This window comes from Streptomyces sp. NPDC001157 (genome assembly GCF_053598255.1).
Genome location: NZ_JBSFJW010000014.1, coordinates 50,556 through 70,942 on the forward strand (window position 1 = coordinate 50,556; position 20,387 = coordinate 70,942).

The 20,387-nt window shown below is 71.0% G+C and carries 23 protein-coding genes; 1 reads left to right on the forward strand and 22 read right to left on the reverse strand.

The genetic code is table 11. The features are described 5' to 3' along the window. Nucleotides 1-40 precede the first annotated feature (40 nt). From ACWDAG_RS24285 to ACWDAG_RS24300, 4 genes are read right to left on the reverse strand one after another with little or no spacing between them, the layout of a single operon-like run. Nucleotides 41-349: a muconolactone Delta-isomerase gene (locus ACWDAG_RS24285; protein ID WP_030947702.1), complete on the reverse strand. Its 309-nt coding sequence runs from the start codon at nt 347-349 to the stop codon at nt 41-43. Between the two features lie 9 nt (nt 350-358). Then, the gene (locus tag ACWDAG_RS24290; protein WP_450697654.1) at nt 359-1,417 is read right to left on the reverse strand and encodes an ankyrin repeat domain-containing protein; all 1,059 of its coding nucleotides are present in this window, start codon (nt 1,415-1,417) and stop codon (nt 359-361) included. Next, nucleotides 1,414-1,851: a nuclear transport factor 2 family protein gene (locus tag ACWDAG_RS24295; protein ID WP_351466060.1), complete on the reverse strand. Its 438-nt coding sequence runs from the start codon at nt 1,849-1,851 to the stop codon at nt 1,414-1,416. Before ACWDAG_RS24295 ends, ACWDAG_RS24290 begins: the two co-directional genes overlap by 4 nt. A gap of 27 nt (nt 1,852-1,878) precedes the next feature. After that, nucleotides 1,879-2,331, reverse strand: coding sequence for a nuclear transport factor 2 family protein (locus ACWDAG_RS24300; protein ID WP_450697655.1), 453 nt, complete (start codon nt 2,329-2,331; stop codon nt 1,879-1,881). Between the two features lie 350 nt (nt 2,332-2,681). On the opposite strand from ACWDAG_RS24300, the gene ACWDAG_RS24305 reads away from it, so the two are divergent. Next, nucleotides 2,682-3,557: an LLM class F420-dependent oxidoreductase gene (locus ACWDAG_RS24305; protein ID WP_450697656.1), complete on the forward strand. Its 876-nt coding sequence runs from the start codon at nt 2,682-2,684 to the stop codon at nt 3,555-3,557. Between the two features lie 77 nt (nt 3,558-3,634). Here the strand turns inward: ACWDAG_RS24305 and ACWDAG_RS24310 are convergent, their stop codons facing one another. The 18 genes from ACWDAG_RS24310 to ACWDAG_RS24395 form a co-directional block, all read right to left on the reverse strand. Then, nucleotides 3,635-4,531 (reverse strand): LysR family transcriptional regulator, encoded by an 897-nt coding sequence (locus ACWDAG_RS24310; RefSeq protein ID WP_450697657.1) that lies wholly within the window; start codon nt 4,529-4,531, stop codon nt 3,635-3,637. A 111-nt stretch (nt 4,532-4,642) separates the two neighbouring features. Continuing rightward, entirely contained in the window at nt 4,643-5,674 is a 1,032-nt protein-coding gene (locus ACWDAG_RS24315; protein WP_450697658.1) for a LuxR C-terminal-related transcriptional regulator, read from the reverse strand. Between the two features lie 149 nt (nt 5,675-5,823). Further along, nucleotides 5,824-6,807 (reverse strand): TauD/TfdA family dioxygenase, encoded by a 984-nt coding sequence (locus ACWDAG_RS24320; RefSeq protein WP_450697659.1) that lies wholly within the window; start codon nt 6,805-6,807, stop codon nt 5,824-5,826. Nucleotides 6,808-6,812: 5 nt separating this feature from the next. Then, nucleotides 6,813-7,916, reverse strand: a complete 1,104-nt coding sequence (locus ACWDAG_RS24325) for an amino acid kinase family protein (protein ID WP_450697660.1) — start codon at nt 7,914-7,916, stop codon at nt 6,813-6,815. Beyond that, nucleotides 7,913-8,956 (reverse strand): aspartate-semialdehyde dehydrogenase, encoded by a 1,044-nt coding sequence (locus ACWDAG_RS24330; protein WP_450697661.1) that lies wholly within the window; start codon nt 8,954-8,956, stop codon nt 7,913-7,915. Before ACWDAG_RS24330 ends, ACWDAG_RS24325 begins: the two co-directional genes overlap by 4 nt. Continuing rightward, nucleotides 8,953-9,852 (reverse strand): DMT family transporter, encoded by a 900-nt coding sequence (locus ACWDAG_RS24335; RefSeq protein ID WP_450697785.1) that lies wholly within the window; start codon nt 9,850-9,852, stop codon nt 8,953-8,955. Before ACWDAG_RS24335 ends, ACWDAG_RS24330 begins: the two co-directional genes overlap by 4 nt. A 99-nt stretch (nt 9,853-9,951) precedes the next feature. Further along, nucleotides 9,952-10,896, reverse strand: coding sequence for a transporter substrate-binding domain-containing protein (locus ACWDAG_RS24340; protein ID WP_450697662.1), 945 nt, complete (start codon nt 10,894-10,896; stop codon nt 9,952-9,954). After that, the gene (locus tag ACWDAG_RS24345; RefSeq protein WP_450697663.1) at nt 10,893-11,222 is read right to left on the reverse strand and encodes a hypothetical protein; all 330 of its coding nucleotides are present in this window, start codon (nt 11,220-11,222) and stop codon (nt 10,893-10,895) included. Before ACWDAG_RS24345 ends, ACWDAG_RS24340 begins: the two co-directional genes overlap by 4 nt. Continuing rightward, nucleotides 11,219-12,496 carry a methylaspartate mutase gene (locus ACWDAG_RS24350; protein WP_450697664.1) on the reverse strand — a complete coding sequence of 426 codons (1,278 nt, stop codon included), beginning with the start codon at nt 12,494-12,496 and terminating at the stop codon, nt 11,219-11,221. The genes ACWDAG_RS24345 and ACWDAG_RS24350 overlap by 4 nt, the downstream gene beginning before the upstream one ends. Continuing rightward, nucleotides 12,496-12,960: a cobalamin B12-binding domain-containing protein gene (locus tag ACWDAG_RS24355; RefSeq protein ID WP_450697665.1), complete on the reverse strand. Its 465-nt coding sequence runs from the start codon at nt 12,958-12,960 to the stop codon at nt 12,496-12,498. Before ACWDAG_RS24355 ends, ACWDAG_RS24350 begins: the two co-directional genes overlap by 1 nt. Nucleotides 12,961-13,045: 85 nt before the next feature. Continuing rightward, the gene (locus ACWDAG_RS24360; protein WP_450697666.1) at nt 13,046-13,276 is read right to left on the reverse strand and encodes a helix-turn-helix transcriptional regulator; all 231 of its coding nucleotides are present in this window, start codon (nt 13,274-13,276) and stop codon (nt 13,046-13,048) included. Between the two features lie 16 nt (nt 13,277-13,292). Then, entirely contained in the window at nt 13,293-14,654 is a 1,362-nt protein-coding gene (gene accC / locus ACWDAG_RS24365) for an acetyl-CoA carboxylase biotin carboxylase subunit (RefSeq protein ID WP_450697667.1), read from the reverse strand. An 18-nt stretch (nt 14,655-14,672) separates the two neighbouring features. After that, nucleotides 14,673-15,170, reverse strand: coding sequence for an acetyl-CoA carboxylase biotin carboxyl carrier protein (gene accB, locus ACWDAG_RS24370; RefSeq protein ID WP_450697668.1), 498 nt, complete (start codon nt 15,168-15,170; stop codon nt 14,673-14,675). Beyond that, on the reverse strand, nt 15,160-16,866 hold the full coding sequence (locus tag ACWDAG_RS24375; protein ID WP_450697669.1) for an acetyl-CoA carboxylase carboxyltransferase subunit alpha: 1,707 nt from the start codon (nt 16,864-16,866) through the stop codon (nt 15,160-15,162). The genes accB and ACWDAG_RS24375 overlap by 11 nt, the downstream gene beginning before the upstream one ends. Next, entirely contained in the window at nt 16,863-17,357 is a 495-nt protein-coding gene (locus ACWDAG_RS24380) for a DUF4188 domain-containing protein (RefSeq protein ID WP_450697670.1), read from the reverse strand. The genes ACWDAG_RS24375 and ACWDAG_RS24380 overlap by 4 nt, the downstream gene beginning before the upstream one ends. 19 nt (nt 17,358-17,376) lie before the next feature. Then, a complete protein-coding gene (locus ACWDAG_RS24385; protein ID WP_450697671.1) occupies nt 17,377-18,804 on the reverse strand; it encodes an aldehyde dehydrogenase family protein in 1,428 nt (475 codons plus the stop codon). After that, nucleotides 18,801-19,430 (reverse strand): RNA polymerase sigma factor, encoded by a 630-nt coding sequence (locus ACWDAG_RS24390; protein ID WP_450697672.1) that lies wholly within the window; start codon nt 19,428-19,430, stop codon nt 18,801-18,803. The genes ACWDAG_RS24385 and ACWDAG_RS24390 overlap by 4 nt, the downstream gene beginning before the upstream one ends. A 140-nt stretch (nt 19,431-19,570) precedes the next feature. Beyond that, complete coding sequence (locus ACWDAG_RS24395) at nt 19,571-20,380, reverse strand: 4'-phosphopantetheinyl transferase family protein (RefSeq protein ID WP_450697673.1); 810 nt, start codon at nt 20,378-20,380, stop codon at nt 19,571-19,573. Nucleotides 20,381-20,387 lie beyond the last annotated feature (7 nt).

Here is a 20,387-nt window from a genome sequence, read left to right on the forward strand (position 1 = left end):
TCTCCAGGGGAGTCGGTCGGTCGGAAGGGAAGCCGGTCGGTCAGACCTTGTAGGCCTTCTTCACGTCCTCGGCGAAGCCCAGGTAGTCGCGCAACGGCCAGACCTCCTCGAACTCGAGGTACTCGCGCATCGGCAGCCGACCGAGGGCGGTGCGGTCCAGTTCCTCGGCGCTCGGGGACTCGATGATGCCGATCACCCGCTTCTGCGCGGCGACCTTCCACAGGCCGACGGCGAATCCGGAGTCGAGGGTCTCCTGGGCGTGTTCGGCCTCTTCGCGCTCGATCTCCCAGAGTTCGTCCAGGGAGATCCGGCCCTCGTGGTTCCAGCGCATCTGGACGTAGAACAACATGGGGGTTCCTTATGGGAGTTGAGGGAGTCGGCGGCACGCCGCCGCGAGTGCCGCGATCCGCCGGGTGATCGGGTCGTCGTCGCCGAAGACCTCGACGGCCAGGTCGAGCGGGGTCTTGCCGTCGTGGCCGACCAGGTCGGTGCGGGCGCCGGCGTCGAGCAGGACGGTCACGCAGTCGGCGTAGCCGTGCCACAGGGCGTCGTGCAGCGGGGTGTAGCCGTTGGTGGCGCCCTGGAAGTCGAGGTCGATGCCCGGGTGGGCGACCAGTTCGGCGGTGATGTCGGCGTGGCCGTTGTAGACGGCCTTGTGCAGGGGTACGGCACCGAAGCAGGGCTCGACGGCGTTGATGTCGGCGCCCGCGTCCAGCAGCAGCCGGACGATCCCGCCGTGGCCGTCGCGGGAGGCGACGAGCAGCGGGGTGTGGGCGTCGTTGAAGCCGTTGAGGAAGGGGGCGCGGGCGTCCACCTCGGCGCCGTCGACGAGGAGTTGACGTACTTTTTCGGTGTCTCCGGCGGCGGTGGCGGCCATCAGGGGCTGCGCCTCGACGGCGCCCGCGTCGGCCTCCCGGCGCTCCTTCAGGAGCTGCTCGGCGCGCAGCAGCTTGTCCTTGCCGAAGGTGTTGACGTTCAGCTCGTAGGCGAAGTGCTCTTCGAGCGAGAAGCCGTAGTGGGTGTGGAGCTTGAGGCCCGCGCCCTGGTCGAGGAGGTACTCCACGAGGTCCGGGTACTTGTACCAGAGGGCGTCCATCAGCGGGGTGTGCCCGGTGGTGGGGGCGACGGCGTCCACGAAGGCGCCGGCCTCGACGAGCTGCCGTGTGACGTCCAGGCTGCCGCCCTGGCAGGCCTTGTGCAGCGCGGTCGCGCCGGCCCGGGAGTCGGCGGTGTGGACGTCGGCGCCGGACGCGATCAGCGTCTCGGTCGTCGCCGGGTCGGCCTGGCCCGCGGCGATCATCAGGACGGTGAGCCCGGAGGAGTGCTCGCGCGTGCTCGGGTCGGAGCCCGCGTCGAGCAGCCGCTGGACCTCCTCTGTGGCGCGGCCGCGTACGGCCGCGATGAGAGCGGCGCTCATGAGGCCACCGCCTGGCCCCGGATCGCCCGGATGATCTGCGAGGGGTCGGTGTGGGACTCCCAGCGGACGATCCGGCCGTCGCGGACGGTCAGCCAGTGCGTGAAGATGATCTCGAAGTCGATGCCGGTCTCCTTGACCCGGGAGATCTCGTGGATGATCCCGGCGGCCTTCTCGCCCTCGACGACGAGGTCGAGCAGTTCCTCGGAGATCACATCGCACTGACCGGCGAAGACCCCGACACTGTCGGCCACTTCGGCGCTGCTGTGCAGGGTGCCGATCCACTTCATGTCGTCGTTGTAGCCGGGCACGGGGCGGTAGTTGATCCATTCGACGTCGTCGGCGAGGAGGCCGAGCGCGGTGCCGAAGTCGCCGCTCGTCAGGGCGGCGAACCACCGCTTGGCAACGTCCCGGGTCTGCTCGGTGAGGTCGCTCATGTCGTCTCCTTGTGGCCGTTTCGCGGCCTACTGGCTGTCCGGAGGGGTCATGATCTGCTGGTTGCCGTCCGCCCACACCGCGGTCATCACCACGCCGGTGATGCGCCAGCCGGGTCCACCGCGGGTCAGGCCGAAGCGGTAGCGGCCGCCGAGCGTCCAGGTCGGGCCGCCATGGGGGCCCGGCAGCAGGTGGGTCGCCTGGAAGTGGGCGGTGAGGACCGCCTCGTCCCCGTACACCTCGGCGATCTGGTTGCCGATCATGTGCTGGGTGGCCTTCAGATGGCCGAGCCCGGCCCGCCAGTCGGCGATGACCCGGTCGCGGGTGCTGACCACCGCTTCCCCACCGAAGAGGCTCGTGTAGTCCAGGGTCACCTTCTCCGCGAGCAGGGCCGGCAGGGCCTCCCACTGGCGCAGGTCGACGTGCCACAGCATCCTGGTGCAGGTCTCGATCACGTCGATCCGGTCTTCGGCGGAAGTCATCGGCAACTCCGTGGGGGCGCGCCCGGGTTGAGGACGGGCGTGACGATCGGTCCCGGCCGACGCTAGTGACGGGGCCGGAGGCGAGGTCAGGACGCCGGGTCCGCCCGGCACACTCTGCGAGCTCCACCTGGGTACTACGTCAGTTCCTTCGAACTGACCGCTCACTTGACGCAGTGTCATCCGTCGTGTGACAGAGTGCCGGAACCGGTGGGGCGGCCCCGCCCGGGCGAGGGGTCGGCTGGGGACGGTGGGACGACCGGATCGACCCACGAGGAGGCACTGATGGTGAACGGCAGCGCACTGCGGACCACGTCCTCAGAGGACGACGGCTGGGGTCTGGTCGGCTGAGCATGCGTATCGGTGCGGTGTTCCCGCAGACGGAGATCGCCGCGGACCCGGGCGCGGTGCGCGCCTGGGCCGAGGCCGTGGAGGGGCTGGGCTTCCGGCACGCGGTCGCCTTCGACCACGTACTGGGCGCAGGCACCGCCACCCGCCCCGGCTGGTACGGCTACACCAGCGAAGACCTCTTCCACGAGGTCTTCGTGCTGTTCGGCTACCTCGCCGGGATCACCCGCACCCTGGAGCTCGTCACCGGGGTGCTGGTCCTGCCGCAGCGCCAGACCGCCCTGGTGGCCAAGCAGGCCGCCGAGGTCGACGTCCTGAGCGGCGGCCGGCTGCGGCTCGGCGTGGGCATCGGCTGGAACCGCGTGGAGTACGACGCCCTCGGCGCGACGTTCACCGACCGGGGCGCCCGCAGCGCGGAACAGGTCGAGGTGCTGCGGGCGTTGTGGGCGGAGCCCACGGTCACCTATGAGGGGCGATGGCATCGCGTCGAGGACGCGGGGATTCTGCCTCGGCCGGTGCGGGGGCTTGTTCCGGTGTGGTTCGGCGGTAACGCGGAGCCTGTTCTGCGGCGGGCGGGCGAACTGGGTGACGGATGGTTGCCGCAGCGGGGGCCGGACGAGACGGCTCGTGCGATGGTGCGGCGTGTGCGGACGTATGCCGTCCAGGCCGGCCGTGATCCCGGTGCGATCGGGTTCGAGGCCCGCCTCAAGCTTGCGGAGGTGCCGCGGGCCGAGTGGGCGGATTTTGTTGCTGGTTGGCGTGACCTTGGGGCGACGCATCTTTGTCTGAGCACCATGGGGTTGGGTCTGGCGACCGTCGATGACCACATCCGGGTGCTGGGCAGTACGTTGCGGGAATTGGGGCCAGTCGCCTGTGAGTAAGTCTGCGGGTCAGTGGGGGCTTGTCGCGCCCACGCGGCGGAGCCGCATATCGACACAGTCCCGCGCCCCTAAAAGCCTCAGCGGCCGTATTCCTCTGCCAGGAACCGGATTGATTGGTCCGTGAAGACCCGCATCTCACGCGTGAGGTTCTTGCCGCGGCGCCAAGCCAGTTGTGTGAAGACCTCGAAGGGAATGTCCCAGTCCAGTTTCACCAGCACTCCGGAATCCAGGGTGTCCTGAACACAGGCCGTCGGCAGCAGGCTGATGCCGAGGCCCGCCGCAACCCCCCGCTTGATGGACTCGATCGTGCCGAATTCCAGGAACGGCAATGCCTCCCCCGTGCCGTCGTTCAGCTCGGCCTCGAAGAGTTCCCGGTAGGCGCAGCCCGCCTCCGCGGAGATGACCTGAGTTCGGCGGAGTTCCTCCGTGGTCACCTTCGGGAGCTGGGTGAGCGGATGGTCGGGGGCGGCCACCACCGTCAGCGGTTCGGAGCCGAGTACCTCGGTCTGGACGCCGGGGTGCTGTGTCTCGGCCTCCATCAGGAAGCCCATGTCGAACATCCCCTGCCGCAGCGCATGGCAGGTCTCCGCGCACAGGCTCGGCCTCAGCACGATGTGCAGGGCCGGGTAGCGATGGTGGAAGAACTCCAGCAGCGGAGGCATGCGGTAGGACGTGATGCTCTCCATCGAGCCGATGGTGAGGACGCCGGAGGGGTCCCCGGAGCCGACCGTGGCGCCGCGGGCCTCGCCGGCCAAAGCCAGCATCTGCTCGGCGTAGGGCAGCAGGCGCTGGCCCGCCTCGGTGAGCTGGATACGGCCGCCGAGACGGTCGAAGAGGTCGACGCCCAGGGACATCTCAAGTCCCTTTATCTGGCTGGTGACACTGGACTGCGCGTACTTCAGTTCCGTCGCCGCCTTCGAGAAACTGAGCAGCGTGGCCACCTTGTGGAACGCCGCCAGCTGCCTGATATCCATGGTGTTCTCCTGCATGGGCCGACAACGGATGGATTTCCTGTTCCAGCGAATCACCGGGCGGGCGCGGACGCCATGTCCCGGCGGTGTCCCCTTGGGGACAGGCGACGTCAGCTAGCGGCCAACATCCCCGTTTTCCCGGGCCTCGCCGTTCTCCCGGTTCTCGCGGCCGATTATCAGGCCTGCCTGGAATCGGCTGACCGCGCCCATTTCCTCCATGACGGCGGAGATGTGGCGGCGGCAGGTCCGGGTCGCCATGCCGAGCCTGCGCGCGATGACCTCGTCCTTCAGCCCGAGGGCCATGAGGCGAATGATGGAATGCCGTACTTCTTCCGCGACTTGCGGGTATTCGACGGTCTGCTGGTCCACCTCGAAGAGCCGGCCGACCTGCCATACCGACTCGAAGGTGCGGGCCAGATAGCCGACGACCGTGGGTTCGGTGATGACGGCGGCGCCGGGCGGCTGCCGGCCGGTGCGCTCCTTGGGGATGAAGGCGATTCTGCGGTCGTAGATGATGAGCCGCTCGGAGAGTTCGTCGACGGTGCGCACCTCGGCGCCGCGTCGGCTGATCTCCTGGACGTAGGTGCGGGTGGCGAGGCTGGTGCGGGCAGTGTGCTGGTAGAGGGTGCGCACGCGGACGCCTCTGCGCAGCAGCTCCAGGGTGTGTTCCCGGTCGGCCTCGAGGAGTTCGGGCGGGCGGCCGCCGCCGGACTGCAGGCTCATGCGCTCCTGGGTGCAGCCGTAGCGGGCCCGGTCGATCTCGCGGCGCACCTCCTCGACGTCGTCGAGGACGGTGATGGGTACGTCGGCCGGCAAGACGCCGGGCCGAGCGCGGTAGTCGGCGGCGAGGGACCGCAACTCCTCGTGGATACGACCTATCTCGCGTCGGCGCCGTCCGATCTCCACCTCCAGTGGCGTGACCAGTTCGGCCTCGGCGACCTCGGGGTCGAGGGGGACGACGGGGCGACCGGGGGCGCTCGGGCTGAGCAGATGCAGGTCCTGGAGGGACTTGCGTAGCTCCTCGACCCCGGTGATCTCCGCGTCGAGTGCGGCGGCGATCTCCTCGTCGTCGAAGCGGCCGTTCTGCAGAGCCGTTTCGTAGGCCTTCACCGCGAGGTCGCCGAGAAGAGGAATCTCGTCCGTCAATTCCTCACCCCCACATACGCCCGAGCCCCACGAGGCGGCGCGTCTCCGCGCACACACTGCTTCTTGCCGTGTCAGCCTAGGACTCCGTCTTTCGCCCGAACTCCCGTGCGGCGGCTGCCGACTTGAGAGCGTTAGGTACGGCACCGCATTCAGTAATGAACGCGCCGGTCCTCGGGCGTGGCCCTGTAGCGCACGTTCCACAGGTTGCGGCGGATGTAGGTGCGTTGGAGCCAGCGGTCGCGGCCGTCGTGGTGGGCCCGGAAGGTGGAGCGGGCGTGGACGCCCTTGCGGTTGTTGATCAGCAGGGCCTGGCCCGGTTCCAGCAGTACGGTGTGGGCGACGGACCGGCAGGCGTCCTGCAGCGCGTCGAGGGCGGTGCGGGCTCCGCGGGTGAGCGGGCGGGTGCCGTTGGCGGAGACGGTGATCTCCGGGAAGCGGGCGGCGCCGCTGAGGATGGGCACCGGTTCGGACAGCACCTCCTCCCCCACGCTGCGGGTGTAGCTGCCGGGGGCGTTGAGCCGGTACAGCGGGCTGCGCAGGGTCTCGACGAGCGGGTCCGGCAGGTGCCGGCACAGGTCGCGGGCGTCGGCGTAGTACGTGTAGGCGTCGTTGTCGGCGGCGGCGCGCAGGCAGTTGAGGACGAGGAAGTCCGGGTTGGCGACGTCGTAGCGGCCGGTGGTGTCGTAGGTGATGTCGCTGTGGAAGTTGAGGAAGACCGCGGAGCCCTGGTTGGTCTGGGCGCGGGCGCCCTCCGGGACCGGGACGACATCGTGGACGAGTCGGCCGGCCTTCTCGGTGAGCACGCCGATCGGCTCGCCCAGCAGTCCGGTCAGGCCGAGCAGCACGCCTTCGGCGACGAAGCTGTTCTTGGCGGTGGAAGGTTCGCCGTCGACGGGGGTGAGCGGCAGGTCCGTGTCCAGCGGCAGATTGCGTACGAGCATGACGCCCGGGGAGTCGTTGTGCCGGCCGAAGTCCATGATCTGCTGGAGGAGTTCGGTGGGCAGCGCGGCGAAGATGCGGTGGTAGCGGGTCAGGGCCCGGTCGACGTCCGCGGTCGGGTCGGGCAGCAGACACAGCTCCGCACCGATGGTGTCACGCACCCGGTCGGGCAGTTCGAGGTCGGCGAAGGTCAAGGCGGTCACACTCCGGCGAGGTGGGGCTGTGGTGCGGGTTCCATGTCGGGCAGGTCGATCCGGTCGTGCAGGCGCTGGGCGACGTGCAGGGCGTCCTCGCCGCTCTCCGCGATGTGCGTGGTGACCTTGGAGCCGCGGATCTCGGCGACCGGGACGCCGACGTAGGTGCCGGGTTTGAGGTTCTGGCGGCGCTGCACGGCCTCCAGGTCGACGAAGCCGCCGACGACGGCGACCCACGGTTTCTCGGTCAGCCGTACGGTGTCGATGCCGGCCGCGTGGAAGACGCCGTGCGCGAGGTCGGCGCAGTCGTCGGAGTCGTAACCGAGCACCACGGAGCGCTGGTTGAAGACGATCGCCGTCATCTGGTCGCCCTCGCGGCTGATGGTCGTGCCGCGGGAGAAGGGCGCCCGGTTGTAGCGGCAGACGATCTCGATGCCGTGCCGCAGGGCGAGCTGCACGGCCCGGCGGTGCAGCACCTTGGCGCCGTACAGGGACATCAGGGCGGCCATGTTGAAGGAGACCTTCGGCAGCAGTCGTGCGCCGCGCACCAGGTGCGGGTCGGAGGTGTAGATGCCGTCGACGTCGGAGTGGATCTCGCAGGCGGTGCCGCCGAGGGCGCGGGCGACCGCGATCGCCGACAGGTCGGAGCTGTTCTTGCCGAGCCAGGTGGGCCGCCCCTGTGCGTCGATGGCCTGTCCGCCGGGGACGACGACGACCTCGTACTCGGCCAGGGTCCTGTCGAGCGGTCCCGGGTCGGTCTCGATCACCCGTGCCCACAGGAAGGACGAGTTGGTGGTGAGGCCGATCTGGTGGCCGGCGAGGACGGTCGCGGTGCGGCCCCTGCGGTGCAGGGCGGTGGCGAGCAGATGGGCGCTGATGAGGTCGGCGGTGGCGAGCATGCCGGCCGGGGTGGCGTCCTCGGGGTGGGCGTTGACCTCGTGCAGCCGGCCCCGCAGTTGCTCGGTCTCCCCCTGCATGGCGCTGACCACGACGGCCAGCCTGCGCCCCTCACGCTCCAGCCTGGCTTCGAGGCCGGCGGCGAGCTTGTCGTAGGCGGCATGGGTACGGAAGGTGGAGCCGCCGAACTTCAGAATGGCAGCGTCGGTCACAGCAACCCCCGGTCGAGAACGGTCTCGGCGATCTGTACGGCGTTCAGGGCGGCCCCGATGCGCAGGTTGTCGGCGACCAGCCAGAGCCAGAAGCCGCGCGGGTTGTGCGGGGCGACCCGGACCCGGCCGACGTGGACGTGGTCCGGGTGGCCCGCGGTCAGCGGGGTCGGGAAGCGGCCCGGGGTGTCCTGGTCGTGGACGGTGACCTCGGGCAGGGCGGCGAGGCGGGCGATCAGCTCGGCGCGGTCGACGGGGGCCGCGGCCTCCACCCACACCGCCTCGGAGTGCGAGTTGACGACCGGCACACGGACGCAGGTGGTGGTGACGTCGAGGTGCGGCAGACCGAGGATCTTGCGGGACTCCTGGAGCATCTTCTGCTCCTCCATGGTGAACCCGGTGTCCAGGAGCCGGTCGATGAACGGCACGACGTTGAAGGCGAGCGGGGCGGTGAAGCGTTCCGCGGGCAGTTCGGCGTCGGGGTCGTGCAGGGCGAGCTCGGTGCCCTCCTGGAGTTCCTCGATGCCGTGCTGGCCCTGCCCGGAGGCCGCCTGGTAGGTGCTGACGACCACCTGCCGTATCCCCCACCGCTGCTCGACCGTCTGCAGGAGCCGCACCAGCGGGATGGTGGAGCAGTTGGGGTTGGCGATGATGCCGCTCGCCGGGCGGCCGGTGAGCACGTCCGCGTTGACCTGCGGGACGACGAGTGGGGTGTCCGGGTCCATGCGGAAGGCGTTGGTGTTGTCGATGACCAGTGCGCCCTGTGCGGCGGCCGGCCGGGCCCACTTCTGGCTGACGGACGTACCGGCGGAGAAGAACGCGATGTCGACGTCCGAGAAGTCGAAGCCGTCCAGGTCCTCCACGGTGCAGGAGAGACCGTCGACCTCCATCCGCCGCCCCGCCGAACGTGCGGACGCGGCGAGCCGTATGCCGTTGTGGCGCAGGCCTCGGGTCTCGATCAGCTCGATGAGGGTGTGGCCGACCGCTCCGGTCGCGCCGACGAGGGCGATGCTCGGCGCCTTGGTGTCGCTGACGAAGGTCATCGGGGTTCTCCGATCCGGGTGAGCGCGGGTGCCGCCGCCTTGTCCCCGTGCGTACGGCGGCCTCCGGCCGGCAGCAGCCGCCAGCCGAGGTTCACGCCGAGGCCCGCCAGGACGATCAGTGGGACGCCCAGGGCCTGCAGGAGCGTGATGTGGTGCCCGTACACGGTGAAGTCGGCGAGGATGGCCACCGCCGGGTAGACGAAGGACAGGACCGCGATCTTCGCGGTGGGCAGCTTCTGGTACGAGGCGTACAGCAGGATGTACATCAGGCAGGTGTGGATGACGCCGAGTCCGACCAGCCAGGCCCAGTCGGCGCCGAGACCCGCGGTCTTGCCGAGTGCCGTGAACGGCAGGAGCAGCGGGATGCCGACCAGTACCTGGGTGAGGGCGGTGAGTTCGGGGCGTACGGACTTCAGGTGCTTGGCGATGACGGTGGCGAAGGCGTACAGCAGCGCGGCGAGCAGTGCCTGGCCGACGCCGAGGAAGTAGGCGTCGCCCTTCTTGCCGTCGGCCGAGGTGAGGTCGGCGACCAGGAGCACGCCGAGGAAGGCGAGGACGATCCAGCCGGCCTGGTGGCGGTTGAGCTTCTCCTTGAAGAGGACGAGCCCGAGGATCACGACGTAGAACGGCTGGGTGTGGTAGACGACCGTGGCCACCGAGATGGACGTCTTGGTGTAACTGCTGAACAGCAGCACCCAGTTGAAGACGATGCACACGCCGCCGAGGACGGCGAGGGCGAAGGTGCGGCGGGTGAAGTTGTGGTTCTTGAACAGGCCGCGGGCCAGGCAGTACGCGGTAAGGGCGACGGCGCCGAAGACGCAGCGGAAGAAGACCACGTTGAAGCTGGGCTGGCCGGACTCGACGACGAAGACGCCGAGGGTGCCCGACAGGACCATGGCCGCGGTGAGTTCGACGGCTCCTCTGGTCTGCTGCTGACGGCTGGGGGTGCTCACAGTCGGTACCTCTTCTCCGGTTTCTCCGGGTGGATCCGCGGCTCAGTGCAGGGGCACGGCGTAGTGCAGACCGCCTCTGGTCCACAGCTCGTTGGGGCCGCGCGGCACATCGAGGCCCGAGGCGCGGCCCAGGTTGCGTTCGTACAGGTCGGCGTAGCTGCCCACGGCGTCGAGGACACGGGCCGCCCACCGCTCGTCGAGACCGGCGGCGGGTCCGTGCCGTCCGGCCTGGCGGACGACGGCGGCGCGGCCGGCGCCGCCGGTGCGGTGGCTCTCGTACTCGGCGGCGAACAGGAGTTGCAGCACCCAGCGGCAGATGCGGAACCACCCTGGGTCGTCGTCCCGCACCACGGCGGCCATGGGCTCGCGGGAGATCTCGGCGGGCAGGATCCGGTGCGCCTCGGGGTCGGGCAGCGTACGCCTGGCGCCCGCGAGGGCCACCTTGTCGAGGACGTAAGCGGCGCACTCGCCGGAGGCGTAGGCGTGCAGCGCGTCGGCGGGACGGTCGAAGGGGACGGGCTCGACGGCGAGGCCCCGCGGCCGGTACCAGGCGGTCAGGTTGGCCGGCGAGGTGGAACCGGCGTGCACGGCGAGGCGCCTGCCCGCCAGCTGGGCGGGGTCGTCGAAGCCGGAGTCCGCGAGTACGAGGAACCCCTCGCCGTCGTAGCAGGTGACCCCGGCGAACAGCAGCCCGTGCGCGGCCTCGCGCCCCATGGTCCAGCTGACGTTGCAGACCGTCAGGTCGGCTCGCCCGGCGGCCAGTTGGCTGAGCCGGGCGGCGGATCCGGCCGGGCACCACTCGACGGCCTCGGGGTCGCCCAGCACGGCGGCGGCGACCGCACGGGCGATGTCCGCGTCCAGCCCGGTCCAGCGACCGTCGGCGCCGCACAGCGAGAGCCCGGGCTGCCCCTGGGAGACGAGAACACGCACGGCGCCGCGCGCACGGACGACGGCCAGGGTGCCGGCGAGTGCCGTACGGGCGCTCATGCCGCACTCCGCAGCGAACCGAAGAGGCCCTCACGGTCGTAACGGCGCTCCACACGGGCCGCAGACAGACCACACCAGCGGCCACAGCCACGGGCACCGACGGCCAGGATCGCAGCGACGACCGCGCGGGACCTCGTCCCGAGCTCCGAAGCAGCGAACTGCAGGATCTCGCCGTCGGGGCTGCGCCCCATGCACGCCGACCCCACCGACGACCGGTCGGCCGTCAGCACAACCGCGAACACCGCACCCGCAGAGAGACCGCACCAGTCCCCACAGACACGGACGCCTAGAGCCGGGGACGCGGCGACGACCGCGCGGGGACTCATGCCGCGCTCCGAAGCAGTGAGCCGACCAAGTCCTCGCGGTCGTATCGGCGTTCGTTGTGGGCGAGCATGGTGGTCAGGCGGTCGGCCGTGAGGGGAGAGGTGCACAGGGCGTCGGTCTCGCGGACTGTGACCGGCATGCCGCCCGCCCTCGACCAGCTGAGCATGCCCTGCTCGTCGATGACTGCGCGCGCTGCGCCCGCGTTGTCGCGGTGCAGGCAGTACGGCACGTCGAGTACACCCCGGGCGAAGGCGGTGACCAGGGCGGAGCCGACGGTGCGGCCGAGTTCGAGGGTGGCGTGGATCAGGGTGCGGGCCTCGGTGAGGAGGCCTGTGTCCGTGGGCGGGGGGCACTTGGTGACCGCGCAGTCGCCTGCGGCCAGGCGGGCGACGGCGTCCGCGAACTCCAGGGCCTCTGCGTTCTCCTCGATCGCGGGGATACGGCGGGCCTCGGCGGGCGTCTTGACGATGAGCCGCTCGGTGCCGCTGTGCACGGCGAGGCGGACGCTGTCCTCGACGAGGCGGTAGGAGCCGATGGGGGTGCGCGGGAAGACGCCCATGTAGGTGTAGAGGGTGACGTGCCAGTCGACGCCGGGGAGATGCTCCCCGGCCAGGCGGCGCAGGGCAGCCAGGGCCTCCAGGTCCTGGCCCAGGTGCACCTGTTGGGCGTAGCTGAGGGAGATCGAGCGCAGCCCGTGCTCGCGGAAGAACATCGCCTCCAGGACGCTGAGCGCGACCAGCAGGGAGGGCGGGCAGAGCTGGCCGAGCATGCAGCCGCCGAACGTCTCCAGGTGCATGGGGTCGTCGGCGCCGGCGGCGAGTTCGCTGCAGCGGGCCCAGTTGTCGGTCGCCTCGGGTAGCGGGACCCGGCCGTAGGGCAGGCAGTACGACACCGGGCCGCCCTCGGTGGCGTCGACCCCCGCGGCGACCATCGTGCGGAACAGGTCGAGGGGCAGGGGTGAACCGTGCCGCACCTGGACGGGGAAGTCCGCGCCCGAGACCTCGCGCAGGAGGTCGCGCACGGTCCCCGCGCCGTGGGCCAGCAGCGGGAAGCCGTTGAGCTCGGCTCCCTCGCGCAGGGCGCGGCGGGCGGAGGCGTGGTCGCCGACCCGGGTGTAGCTGTCGAGCGTGATGGTGCCGACCGTGGTGGCCCGGCAGTTCCGCACCGCGCTCAACCCGGCCCGCATCCGGGCGAGTTCACCGAAACCCATGCGCGGCTGCACGACCAGCCGCCCGGCAGCGGCCGCCGTCCGGACGAAGTCGGCGAACCGGGGCATCAGCGCGGCGCCCCGGCGACGAGAGTCTCGCGTACGGCTGTCGTTCCGGCCAGCCCTGCGAGGAAGTCGCCGAATGCGGCGAGGGTACGGCCGGCCGACTGGTCCGACTCGTTGAACACGGCGTCGAAGCCCGCGTCGAGCAGCCGCCGGTCCTCCGCGTGGTCCGCGCCCCGGACGCCGAGCTTGCCTCCGATGACCACCGGCAGGGCAGCCAGTTCGGGGTCCCGGCGCAGGGCGCGGATCAGACGCAGGCCGTCGAGGTGGCCGTGGCCGTTGACGGTGCTCAGCACCAGGAGGTCGGGGCGGTCGGCGCCGCGGCAGGCGTCCATGACGGTCCCGTCCGGTGGGCACACGCCGAGATTGGTCACCTCGTGCCCGGCCTCCTCCAGCAGCAGCTGCAGATAGACCAGATTCCACATGTGCGCGTCGGAAGAAACGCTGGAAACGACAATACGGAGAGACATACCCATCACTCTTGGATTCGCCCGGGCGAAAGTACAGAAGCCGCCCAACGGAGTTCCCGGACCGGAGATCAGGAATTTCCATACGTCAGGTGTCCGGGGTGTCCACGGCGCCGAGCAGGCCGAGCCGGGCGGCGGCCGCGCCCAGCTGGAAGCGGGTCTCCACCCCGAGTTTCGCGTACATTCCGGCCAGATAGCGGCGCAGCGTACGGGTGGAGACACCGATGCTGCGGGAAATGAACTCGTCGGACCTGCCGCATTCCAGTTGACGCAGGATCGCCACTTCGATGTCGCAGATTTCGCAGATATCGCCGAACATGTCGGCCTCCGGGCGTCTACAGAGCGAAGTGCCGCTCCAGGAAATCCGTGGCGACTCCCCCGCGGCGGAACTCCGGGTGGCCGAGTATCTCCTGGTGCATGGGGATCGTGGTGTGGACTCCCGGGCCCGACACCTCGAACTCCGACAGGGCGCGCAGGGCCCGGTCCAGGCAGGTGGCGCGGTCGGGGCCCCAGACGATGAGCTTGCCGATCATCGAGTCGTAGTAGGGGCTGACCCGGGAGCCCGGCACGTAGTCGGTGTCGACGCGGACCCAGGGGCCGCCCGGCGTGCGGTAGTTCTCCAGCAGGCCGGGTGTGGGCGCGAAGCCGCGGTCGGGGTCCTCGGCGTTGATACGGCACTCGATGGCGTGGCCGCGGACCTCGATGTCCTCCTGCTTGACGGTGAGCGGGGAGCCGGAGGCGACGCGCAGCTGTTCGCTGACCAGGTCGACGCCGGTGACGAGTTCGGTGACCGGGTGCTCGACCTGGATACGGGCGTTCATCTCCATGAACCAGAAGGCGTTCTGCGCCGCCGGGTCCGCCTCCAGCAGGAACTCGACCGTTCCCGCGCCCCGGTAGCCGACCGCGCGTGCCCCGGCGACGGCCGCCGCGCCGAGCCTGGCCCGCAGTTCGGGCGGGATGCCGGGGCCGGGCGACTCCTCGACCAGTTTCTGGTGGCGGCGCTGTACGGAGCAGTCGCGTTCGCCGAGGTGGACGGCGCCGTCGAAGTCGTCGCACAGGACCTGGATCTCGATGTGCCGGGTGCGGGTGAGGTAGCGCTCGATGTAGACGGCGCTGTTCTTGAACACCGCCTGGGCGTTCGCCCGGGTGGTGGTGTAGGCGTCGCGCAGGTCCTGCGGCCGGCGTACGACCGTGATGCCGCGTCCGCCGCCGCCCGCCGCGGCTTTGATGATCACCGGGTAGCCGATGTCCCGCGCGATCTCCTCGGCGGCCTCCACCGAGTCGACGGGCTCGGTGGTGCCGGGCAGCAGCGGTAGGCCCGCGGCCGTCATGAGCTTGCGGGCCGTGGCCTTGTCGCCGACGTTCTCCATCACGTCCGGCGGCGGGCCGATGAAGGTGATGCCGTCGTCCGCGCAGATCTCGGCGAAGTACGGGTCCTCGGAGAGGAATCCGTAGCCGGGGTGGATGGCCTCGGCACCGGTCTTCACGGCGGCGCCGATGATGTTGGGGATGTTGAGGTAGCTGCGGGTGGGCGCGCCGGGGCCGATGTGCACGGCCTCGTCGGCGGCCTTCACGAACTGCGCGTCGGCGTCCGGGGTCGAGTACACGGCGACCGTGCGGACCCCGAGGTCGCGGCAGGTCCGGATGATCCTGAGCGCGATCTCGCCGCGGTTGGCGATGAGCACCTTGTCGAACATGTCGTCGTCCGCCTCGTCTCAGCCGGCCGGGACGAGGTCGATGAGCGGCTGTGCGTACTCGACGACGTCCCCGTCCTGTACGTGGATGGCGTGCACGGTGCCCTTGACCTCGGCGGTGATGGAGTTGAGCAGCTTCATCGCCTCGATGATGGCGAGCTGCTGCCCGGCCTCCACGGTGTCGCCGACCTTGACGAAGGGCTCCGCGCCCGGGGAGGAGGCCTGGTAGAACGTGCCGACGAGGGGCGCGGTGACCCGTACCAGGTCGGCGGGGGCGGTCTCCGGCTCCGGAGCAGCGGCCGCCGCCACGGGGGCCGTCTGCACGGGCGGGGCGGCCGCAGCCGCCTGCACCGGCGCGTTCTCCCACTCCACGTCCACGCTGAGGGCGCCTGCCCGCAGCGTGATCCGCCGCAGTGTGCCGGGGAGTTCACCGGCGAGGCGCAGGGTGTGGGCCCGTAGTTCCTCCACCGTCATGTCGGTGCCGTCCTGGGCTTTGGTGGTGGTCACCTCAGTGCTCATCGTGCGTCTCCCAGTCCACTACGGGCTGCAGTCGGGGGTCCCCGAAGCGGTCGTACCGCCTCCGTCGGGCGTCGACGAGCTGCTCGCCGGAGAGGTCGAGCAGCGGGGCGAGGGTCCGCGCGAGGGCGCTCTTGACCGTCAGCGCGGTGGTGTGCGGTGCGGTGTGGGCTCCGTCGGGCGGCTCGGGCACGATGCCGTCGACGACGCCGAGGCGGAGCAGCTCGGAGGCGGTCAGGCGCAGGGCGTCGGCCGCGCGGTCCGCGTGCTCGGCCGTGCCGAAGAGGATCGTGGAGCACCCTTCGGGGCTGATGACCGAGTAGTAGGCGTTCTCCAGGATGAGCACGGAGTTGGCGACGCCGAGGGCGAGCGCGCCGCCGCTGCCGCCCTCGCCGGTGACGACGGAGACGACCGGGACGCGCAGCCGGGACAGTTCGAGGATGCACTCGGCGATGGCCGCGCTCTGGCCGCGTTCCTCGGCACCGATGCCCGGGAAGGCGCCCGGGGTGTCGATGAACGCGATCACCGGCAGCCCGAACCGGTCCGCGAACCGCATCAGCCTCAGTGCCTTGCGGTAGCCCTCGGGGTTCGGCATGCCGAAGTTGCTGCGCACCAGCTCGGCCGTGTCGTGGCCCTTCTGGTGCCCGAGGACGACGACGCTCTGCCCGCCGAACCGGGCGATCCCGCCGACCAGCGCCTCGTCGTCGCCGAAGGCACGGTCGCCGTGCAGGCCCACGAAGTCGTCGAAGACGTACCCGATGTACTCCAGAGTCGTGGGCCGCTGGATGTCCCGGGCGAGAGCGACGGTCTCGCGGGTGGTGCGGGTGGTGGGCACCGGGTGCGCGAGCACCGAGTCGGCGGATCCTTCGGGGAGTTCGGGGACCGACGGGCCCAGCAGGGCCAGCAGTCGCGCCAGCTGCTCGCGCTGGCTCTCCCGCGGTACGACGGCGTCGATCATGCCGTGTTCGAGGAGGAACTCGGCGCTCTGGAAGCCGGCCGGCAGCTCCTGGCGGATGGTGTTGCGGATGACCTGGGGCCCGGCGAAGCCGAGGAGGCTGCCGGGCTCGGCGAGGACGACGTCGCCGAGCATCGCGAAGGAGGCGCTGACCCCGCCGAAGGTCGGGTCGGTGTTGAGGTTGATCACCGGGACCCGGGCCTCGCGCAGGGCGGCGATCCACTGGGAGGTCTTGGCCATCTGCATCAGCGACAGCGCGCCCTCCTGCATCCGCGCACCGCCGGAGGCGGCGACCAGGAGCAGCGGCAGCCGTTCGGCGAGGGCGGTGCGAGCCGCGGCGGCGACGGTCTCACCGACGACGGTGCCCATGCTGCCGCCCATGAAGGTGAAGTCGAGTACGGCGACGACCAGTTGGCGGCCGCGCACGCTCATCCGCCCGGCGAGCACCGCGTCCTGCCGCCCGGTACGGGCCTGGGCGTCCCGCAGCCGGTCGGGGTACGGCTTGCTGTCGCGGAAGCCGAGCAGGTCGCGCGGCGCGTAGCGGTCGGGGAACGCCTCGAAGCTGCCGGCGTCGGCGAGCTGGGCGATCCGTACGTCGGGCGGGATACGGAAGTGGAACTGGCACTCGGGGCACACCTTGCGGTTGCGGTCGAGTCGTTTGCCGTAGATGTACGCGCCGCAGGACGCGCACCGGCGCCACTGGACGTCCTGTCCGGCCCGGATGGGCCCTGGTGTGGTCGTCACGTTGTGCTCCGCTCTTGTCGACTGCCGCTGCCGCGCTCCCGCGGCACCGGCACGGCCCGCTGGGGCCGGCTCCCGGTGGCCGCGGCGATGCCGAACGGCGGCATGTTGCGGTAGACGGTGTGCATGCGCGCCGGGTCGACGACATACGCCTCGTGGTAGATGCCGACCGCGCCGTTGTCGGCGACGGTGCGGTTGAAGCGGCCCCAGGCGGGCCGGTGGGCGGCGTCCGTGTCGTGCGCGTACGCCATCAGCTCGTCCATGGAGCGCCAGTACTGGATCACCACGACCGTGCGGCCGATCCAGGTGCGGGCGCCCAGGAAGCCGTACTCCTTCTGCTTGTGGAGCTCGACCAGCATCGGGACCATCGCCGTGAAGGACGGCAGCCAGCGGTGCACCTTCCAGAAGCTGTTGATCCGCATGCCGATGAGGAACACCACGGTTCCCTCGGGCGGGTCCGCCACCTGGGGCACTAGCTCGACCTTGGCTGCCACGGAAGCTCCCATCGGAGTCTCAGAAGGGGTACGTGCGCGGGGGCGTGCTGGTGGTGAGGGTGCGCCAGCGGGTGAAGGCCTCCAGGCTCGCGCGCCCGCCGAAGCCGGATCCGTTGCCGGAGGCGCCGATGCCGCCGAAGGGCAGGGCGGCGTCCTGGACGACGGTCTGGTCACCGATGTGCGTGACTCCGCAACGGAGTTGACGGCCGATGATCGACCCGCGGTGCGTGTCGTCGGTGTAGACGGCGGCCGTCAGCCCGTGGTCGCTGGTGTTGGCGAGGCGGACGGCCGCTGCGTCGTCCGCGAAGGCGGTGACGGTGGCGACCGGTCCGAAGACCTCGGTGTGGAAGACGTCCATCTGCTCGGTGACGTCGGCGAGGACGGTCGGCGGGTAGTACGGCGGCTGCGGGCGCCCCCCGGTGACCAGTCGGGCGCCTTGGGCGACGGCCTGCTCGACGGCGTTCGCGACGGTCGTGAGTTGGCGCCGGTCGATGACGGGGCCGATCTGGGCGTCGGAGCGGTGGGGATCGCCGATGCGCAGGGCGGCCGCGTGCCGGGCCAGCGCCTGCGTGTACTCCTCGACGATCGACCGGTGGACCAGGTGACGGCGGGCGGACATGCAGATCTGCCCCTGGTGCAGGAAGGAGCCCCAGGCCCCGGCGGCCGCGGCCTGCTCCACGTCGATGTCGTCGAGGACCACGAAGGCGTTCTGGCCGCCGAGTTCGAGCACGACCCGTTTGAGCAGCCGCCCGCACTGCGCGCCGATCTCGCGGCCCACCTCGGTCGACCCGGTGAACGACACCATGGCCACGTCGGGCGCCTGCACCAGCGCCGAGCCGGCCTCCGCGTCGCCATGTACGACCTCCAGCACGCCCGGCGGCAGCCCCGCGTCGGCGAACGCCTCGACGAAGAGGCGGCCGCCGCTGAGCGGGGTGTGCGGGTCGGGCTTGAGGAGCACGGTGTTGCCGAGGGCGAGCGCGGGACCCAGGGAGCGGGCCGCGAGCAGCAGCGGGAAGTTCCAGGGCACGATCACACCGACGACGCCCAGTGGGACGCGGGTCACCTCGGCGGTGCGGTCGGGGTCGTCGGGGGGCGGGTGCGGGAGCCCGGGATGCCGGGCCAGCCGCGCGCCGTGCCGCAACTCCTGTGCGGCCTGGTGGACTTCGAAGAACGCCTTGCCGGGGATCGCGCCGCCCTCCCGCACCAGCAGCTCCTGTGCCTGCTCGGCGCGCTCCACCAGCAGGTCGGCGGCGCGTTCGACGATCGCGGCGCGCTCCTCGGCGGGCGTGGCCGCCCAGGCGGGGGCCGCGGCGCCCGCACGACGGGCGGCGGAGGTGACGCGGTCGGGGGTGGACAGCTCGACGGCGCCGAGCGGTTCACCGGTGGTGATCTCCCGGCTGACCAGCCGGGTGTCGGACTTGGTCTCGGACGCGGTGAGGGCGGTCACCTGGGCACCTCGGTTTCGGCTTCGTCGTGCGTGCGTACGGGGCAGCGGGCACAGTCCTCGTCGAGGGCGACCGGCGTGCCGTCCCGGTCGAGGGCGCGCCGCAGCCGGCGCAGACAGCGGGTGCGGATCGGGCCGACCGAGCTCACCGGCATGGACAGCGCGGCGGCGATCTCCTGGTACGAGGCCGGCGGGTCCTGAAGGGCCCGCAGCAGGAGTTCGCGGCACTGGTCGGAGAGGCTGTCGAGGGCGCGCAGCACCTCCTGGCCGCGGTCGGCGCGCAGGGTGATCTGTTCCGGGCTCTCGTGGTGGTCGAGCAGATGCTCCAGTGAGGCGCTGTCGCCGACCATGACGAGGCGCCGGTCGCGGGTGGCCGCCTTGATGGCCTCGCGGCGGGCGACGGTGGCGAGCCAGTCGCCGAGCCGGTCGGGGTCACGGATGCGGTCGGCGTTCTGCATCAGCCGGAACCAGGTCAGCTGGCGCACGTCCTCGGCGTCGACCCGGCTCACCCGGTGGCTGCGGGCCACCGACCAGACCAGTCGGCCGTACCGGTCCACGGTCTCGTCCCAGGCCTCCGCCTCGCCACGGGCACAGCCCGCGAGCAGCTCCGCGTTCCCCTTCGCCGGCATCGCTCGTCCTCCGTCTGCGACCGCCCGCACGGCAGCGGGCTCCGGCTTCCATGCAACACAGCGCGTGTTGCGGCCGGAAACGGATGAGGGCGTCAGGTAGCGGTCAGACCAGGAGTGGACAGCGTGGAGTGGGCAGTTGCTCATCGGTGGCCGCCCGCAAGGGCCTTGGGCAGCAGCTCGGCCATGGCCGAACGCAGCCGTACGGGTATCGGCCCGGGCTCGTCCTCGCTGGCCCGGATGGCGATGCCGAGCGCGAACCGGTCCCACACCTGCAGCACCTGTATCTGCCACAACGGGCGTTCTTCCTGCGGGATCTCGTCATCGACGACGGCCAGTCCGCCGCCCCTGAGCCGGTGTACGGAGAAGGCGTCGAAGCCGCGGGCCATGCCCATGCCGGTGGCCTTGGTGTACGCCTCCTTGGCCACCCAGGAGTCCGCGAAGGCGTGCCCCTGCTGGTCCTCCCGGTCCCGGCGCAGCACCTCCTGCTCCAGGGGTGTGAAGACCTTCGGCGCGAACTGTAGGGCCTCGGGGCGGGCCGGGGTGTTCTCGGCGTCGACGCCCGCGGTGCGGCCGCGCACCACGATCGCGGCGATCAGCCCGTTGGTGTGGGTGATGTTGAAGTCGAGCCCCCAGTCGGCCCCTTGGACGGACGGGCGCCCGAACCGGCCCTTGTCGAACCGCCACTCCCCCGGCGCCACGTCGGCGTACTGCGACAGCACCTGACGGGAGAGCAGCCTGGCGCCGAGGAAACGGGTGCGGGCGGCGGGGAAGAGCAGCCGGTCGTGCCGGGCCCGCTCCTCCTCGGTGAGCAGTTCGAGACCGCCGGTGGCCTCGGCGAACCGTTCCACGTCCTCCTCGGCGAGAAGCCATACATCGGCGCCTCCGGCCAGCGGGTCGTCGCTGGCCTCCCACTCCCCCGACAGGCCGGGGGCCTCCTCGGTCGCAGGCATCTCCCGG

Excerpts from the sequence above, each read along its gene's own strand:
- ACWDAG_RS24310 (WP_450697657.1), bottom strand. The coding sequence starts at position 4,531 with ATGGATATCAGGCAGCTGGCGGCGTTCCACAAGGTGGCCACGCTGCTC.
- ACWDAG_RS24335 (WP_450697785.1), bottom strand. The coding sequence starts at position 9,852 with ATGGTCCTGTCGGGCACCCTCGGCGTCTTCGTCGTCGAGTCCGGCCAG.
- ACWDAG_RS24350 (WP_450697664.1), bottom strand. The coding sequence starts at position 12,496 with ATGCCCCGGTTCGCCGACTTCGTCCGGACGGCGGCCGCTGCCGGGCGG.
- ACWDAG_RS24290 (WP_450697654.1), bottom strand. The coding sequence starts at position 1,417 with ATGAGCGCCGCTCTCATCGCGGCCGTACGCGGCCGCGCCACAGAGGAG.
- ACWDAG_RS24355 (WP_450697665.1), bottom strand. The coding sequence starts at position 12,960 with ATGTCTCTCCGTATTGTCGTTTCCAGCGTTTCTTCCGACGCGCACATG.
- ACWDAG_RS24295 (WP_351466060.1), bottom strand. The coding sequence starts at position 1,851 with ATGAGCGACCTCACCGAGCAGACCCGGGACGTTGCCAAGCGGTGGTTC.
- ACWDAG_RS24395 (WP_450697673.1), bottom strand. The coding sequence starts at position 20,380 with ATGCCTGCGACCGAGGAGGCCCCCGGCCTGTCGGGGGAGTGGGAGGCC.
- accB (WP_450697668.1), bottom strand. The coding sequence starts at position 15,170 with ATGAGCACTGAGGTGACCACCACCAAAGCCCAGGACGGCACCGACATG.
- ACWDAG_RS24330 (WP_450697661.1), bottom strand. The coding sequence starts at position 8,956 with ATGACCTTCGTCAGCGACACCAAGGCGCCGAGCATCGCCCTCGTCGGC.
- ACWDAG_RS24285 (WP_030947702.1), bottom strand. The coding sequence starts at position 349 with ATGTTGTTCTACGTCCAGATGCGCTGGAACCACGAGGGCCGGATCTCC.
- ACWDAG_RS24345 (WP_450697663.1), bottom strand. The coding sequence starts at position 11,222 with ATGAGTCCCCGCGCGGTCGTCGCCGCGTCCCCGGCTCTAGGCGTCCGT.
- ACWDAG_RS24360 (WP_450697666.1), bottom strand. The coding sequence starts at position 13,276 with ATGTTCGGCGATATCTGCGAAATCTGCGACATCGAAGTGGCGATCCTG.
- ACWDAG_RS24340 (WP_450697662.1), bottom strand. The coding sequence starts at position 10,896 with ATGAGCGCCCGTACGGCACTCGCCGGCACCCTGGCCGTCGTCCGTGCG.
- ACWDAG_RS24300 (WP_450697655.1), bottom strand. The coding sequence starts at position 2,331 with ATGACTTCCGCCGAAGACCGGATCGACGTGATCGAGACCTGCACCAGG.
- ACWDAG_RS24305 (WP_450697656.1), top strand. The coding sequence starts at position 2,682 with ATGCGTATCGGTGCGGTGTTCCCGCAGACGGAGATCGCCGCGGACCCG.
- accC (WP_450697667.1), bottom strand. The coding sequence starts at position 14,654 with ATGTTCGACAAGGTGCTCATCGCCAACCGCGGCGAGATCGCGCTCAGG.
- ACWDAG_RS24390 (WP_450697672.1), bottom strand. The coding sequence starts at position 19,430 with ATGCCGGCGAAGGGGAACGCGGAGCTGCTCGCGGGCTGTGCCCGTGGC.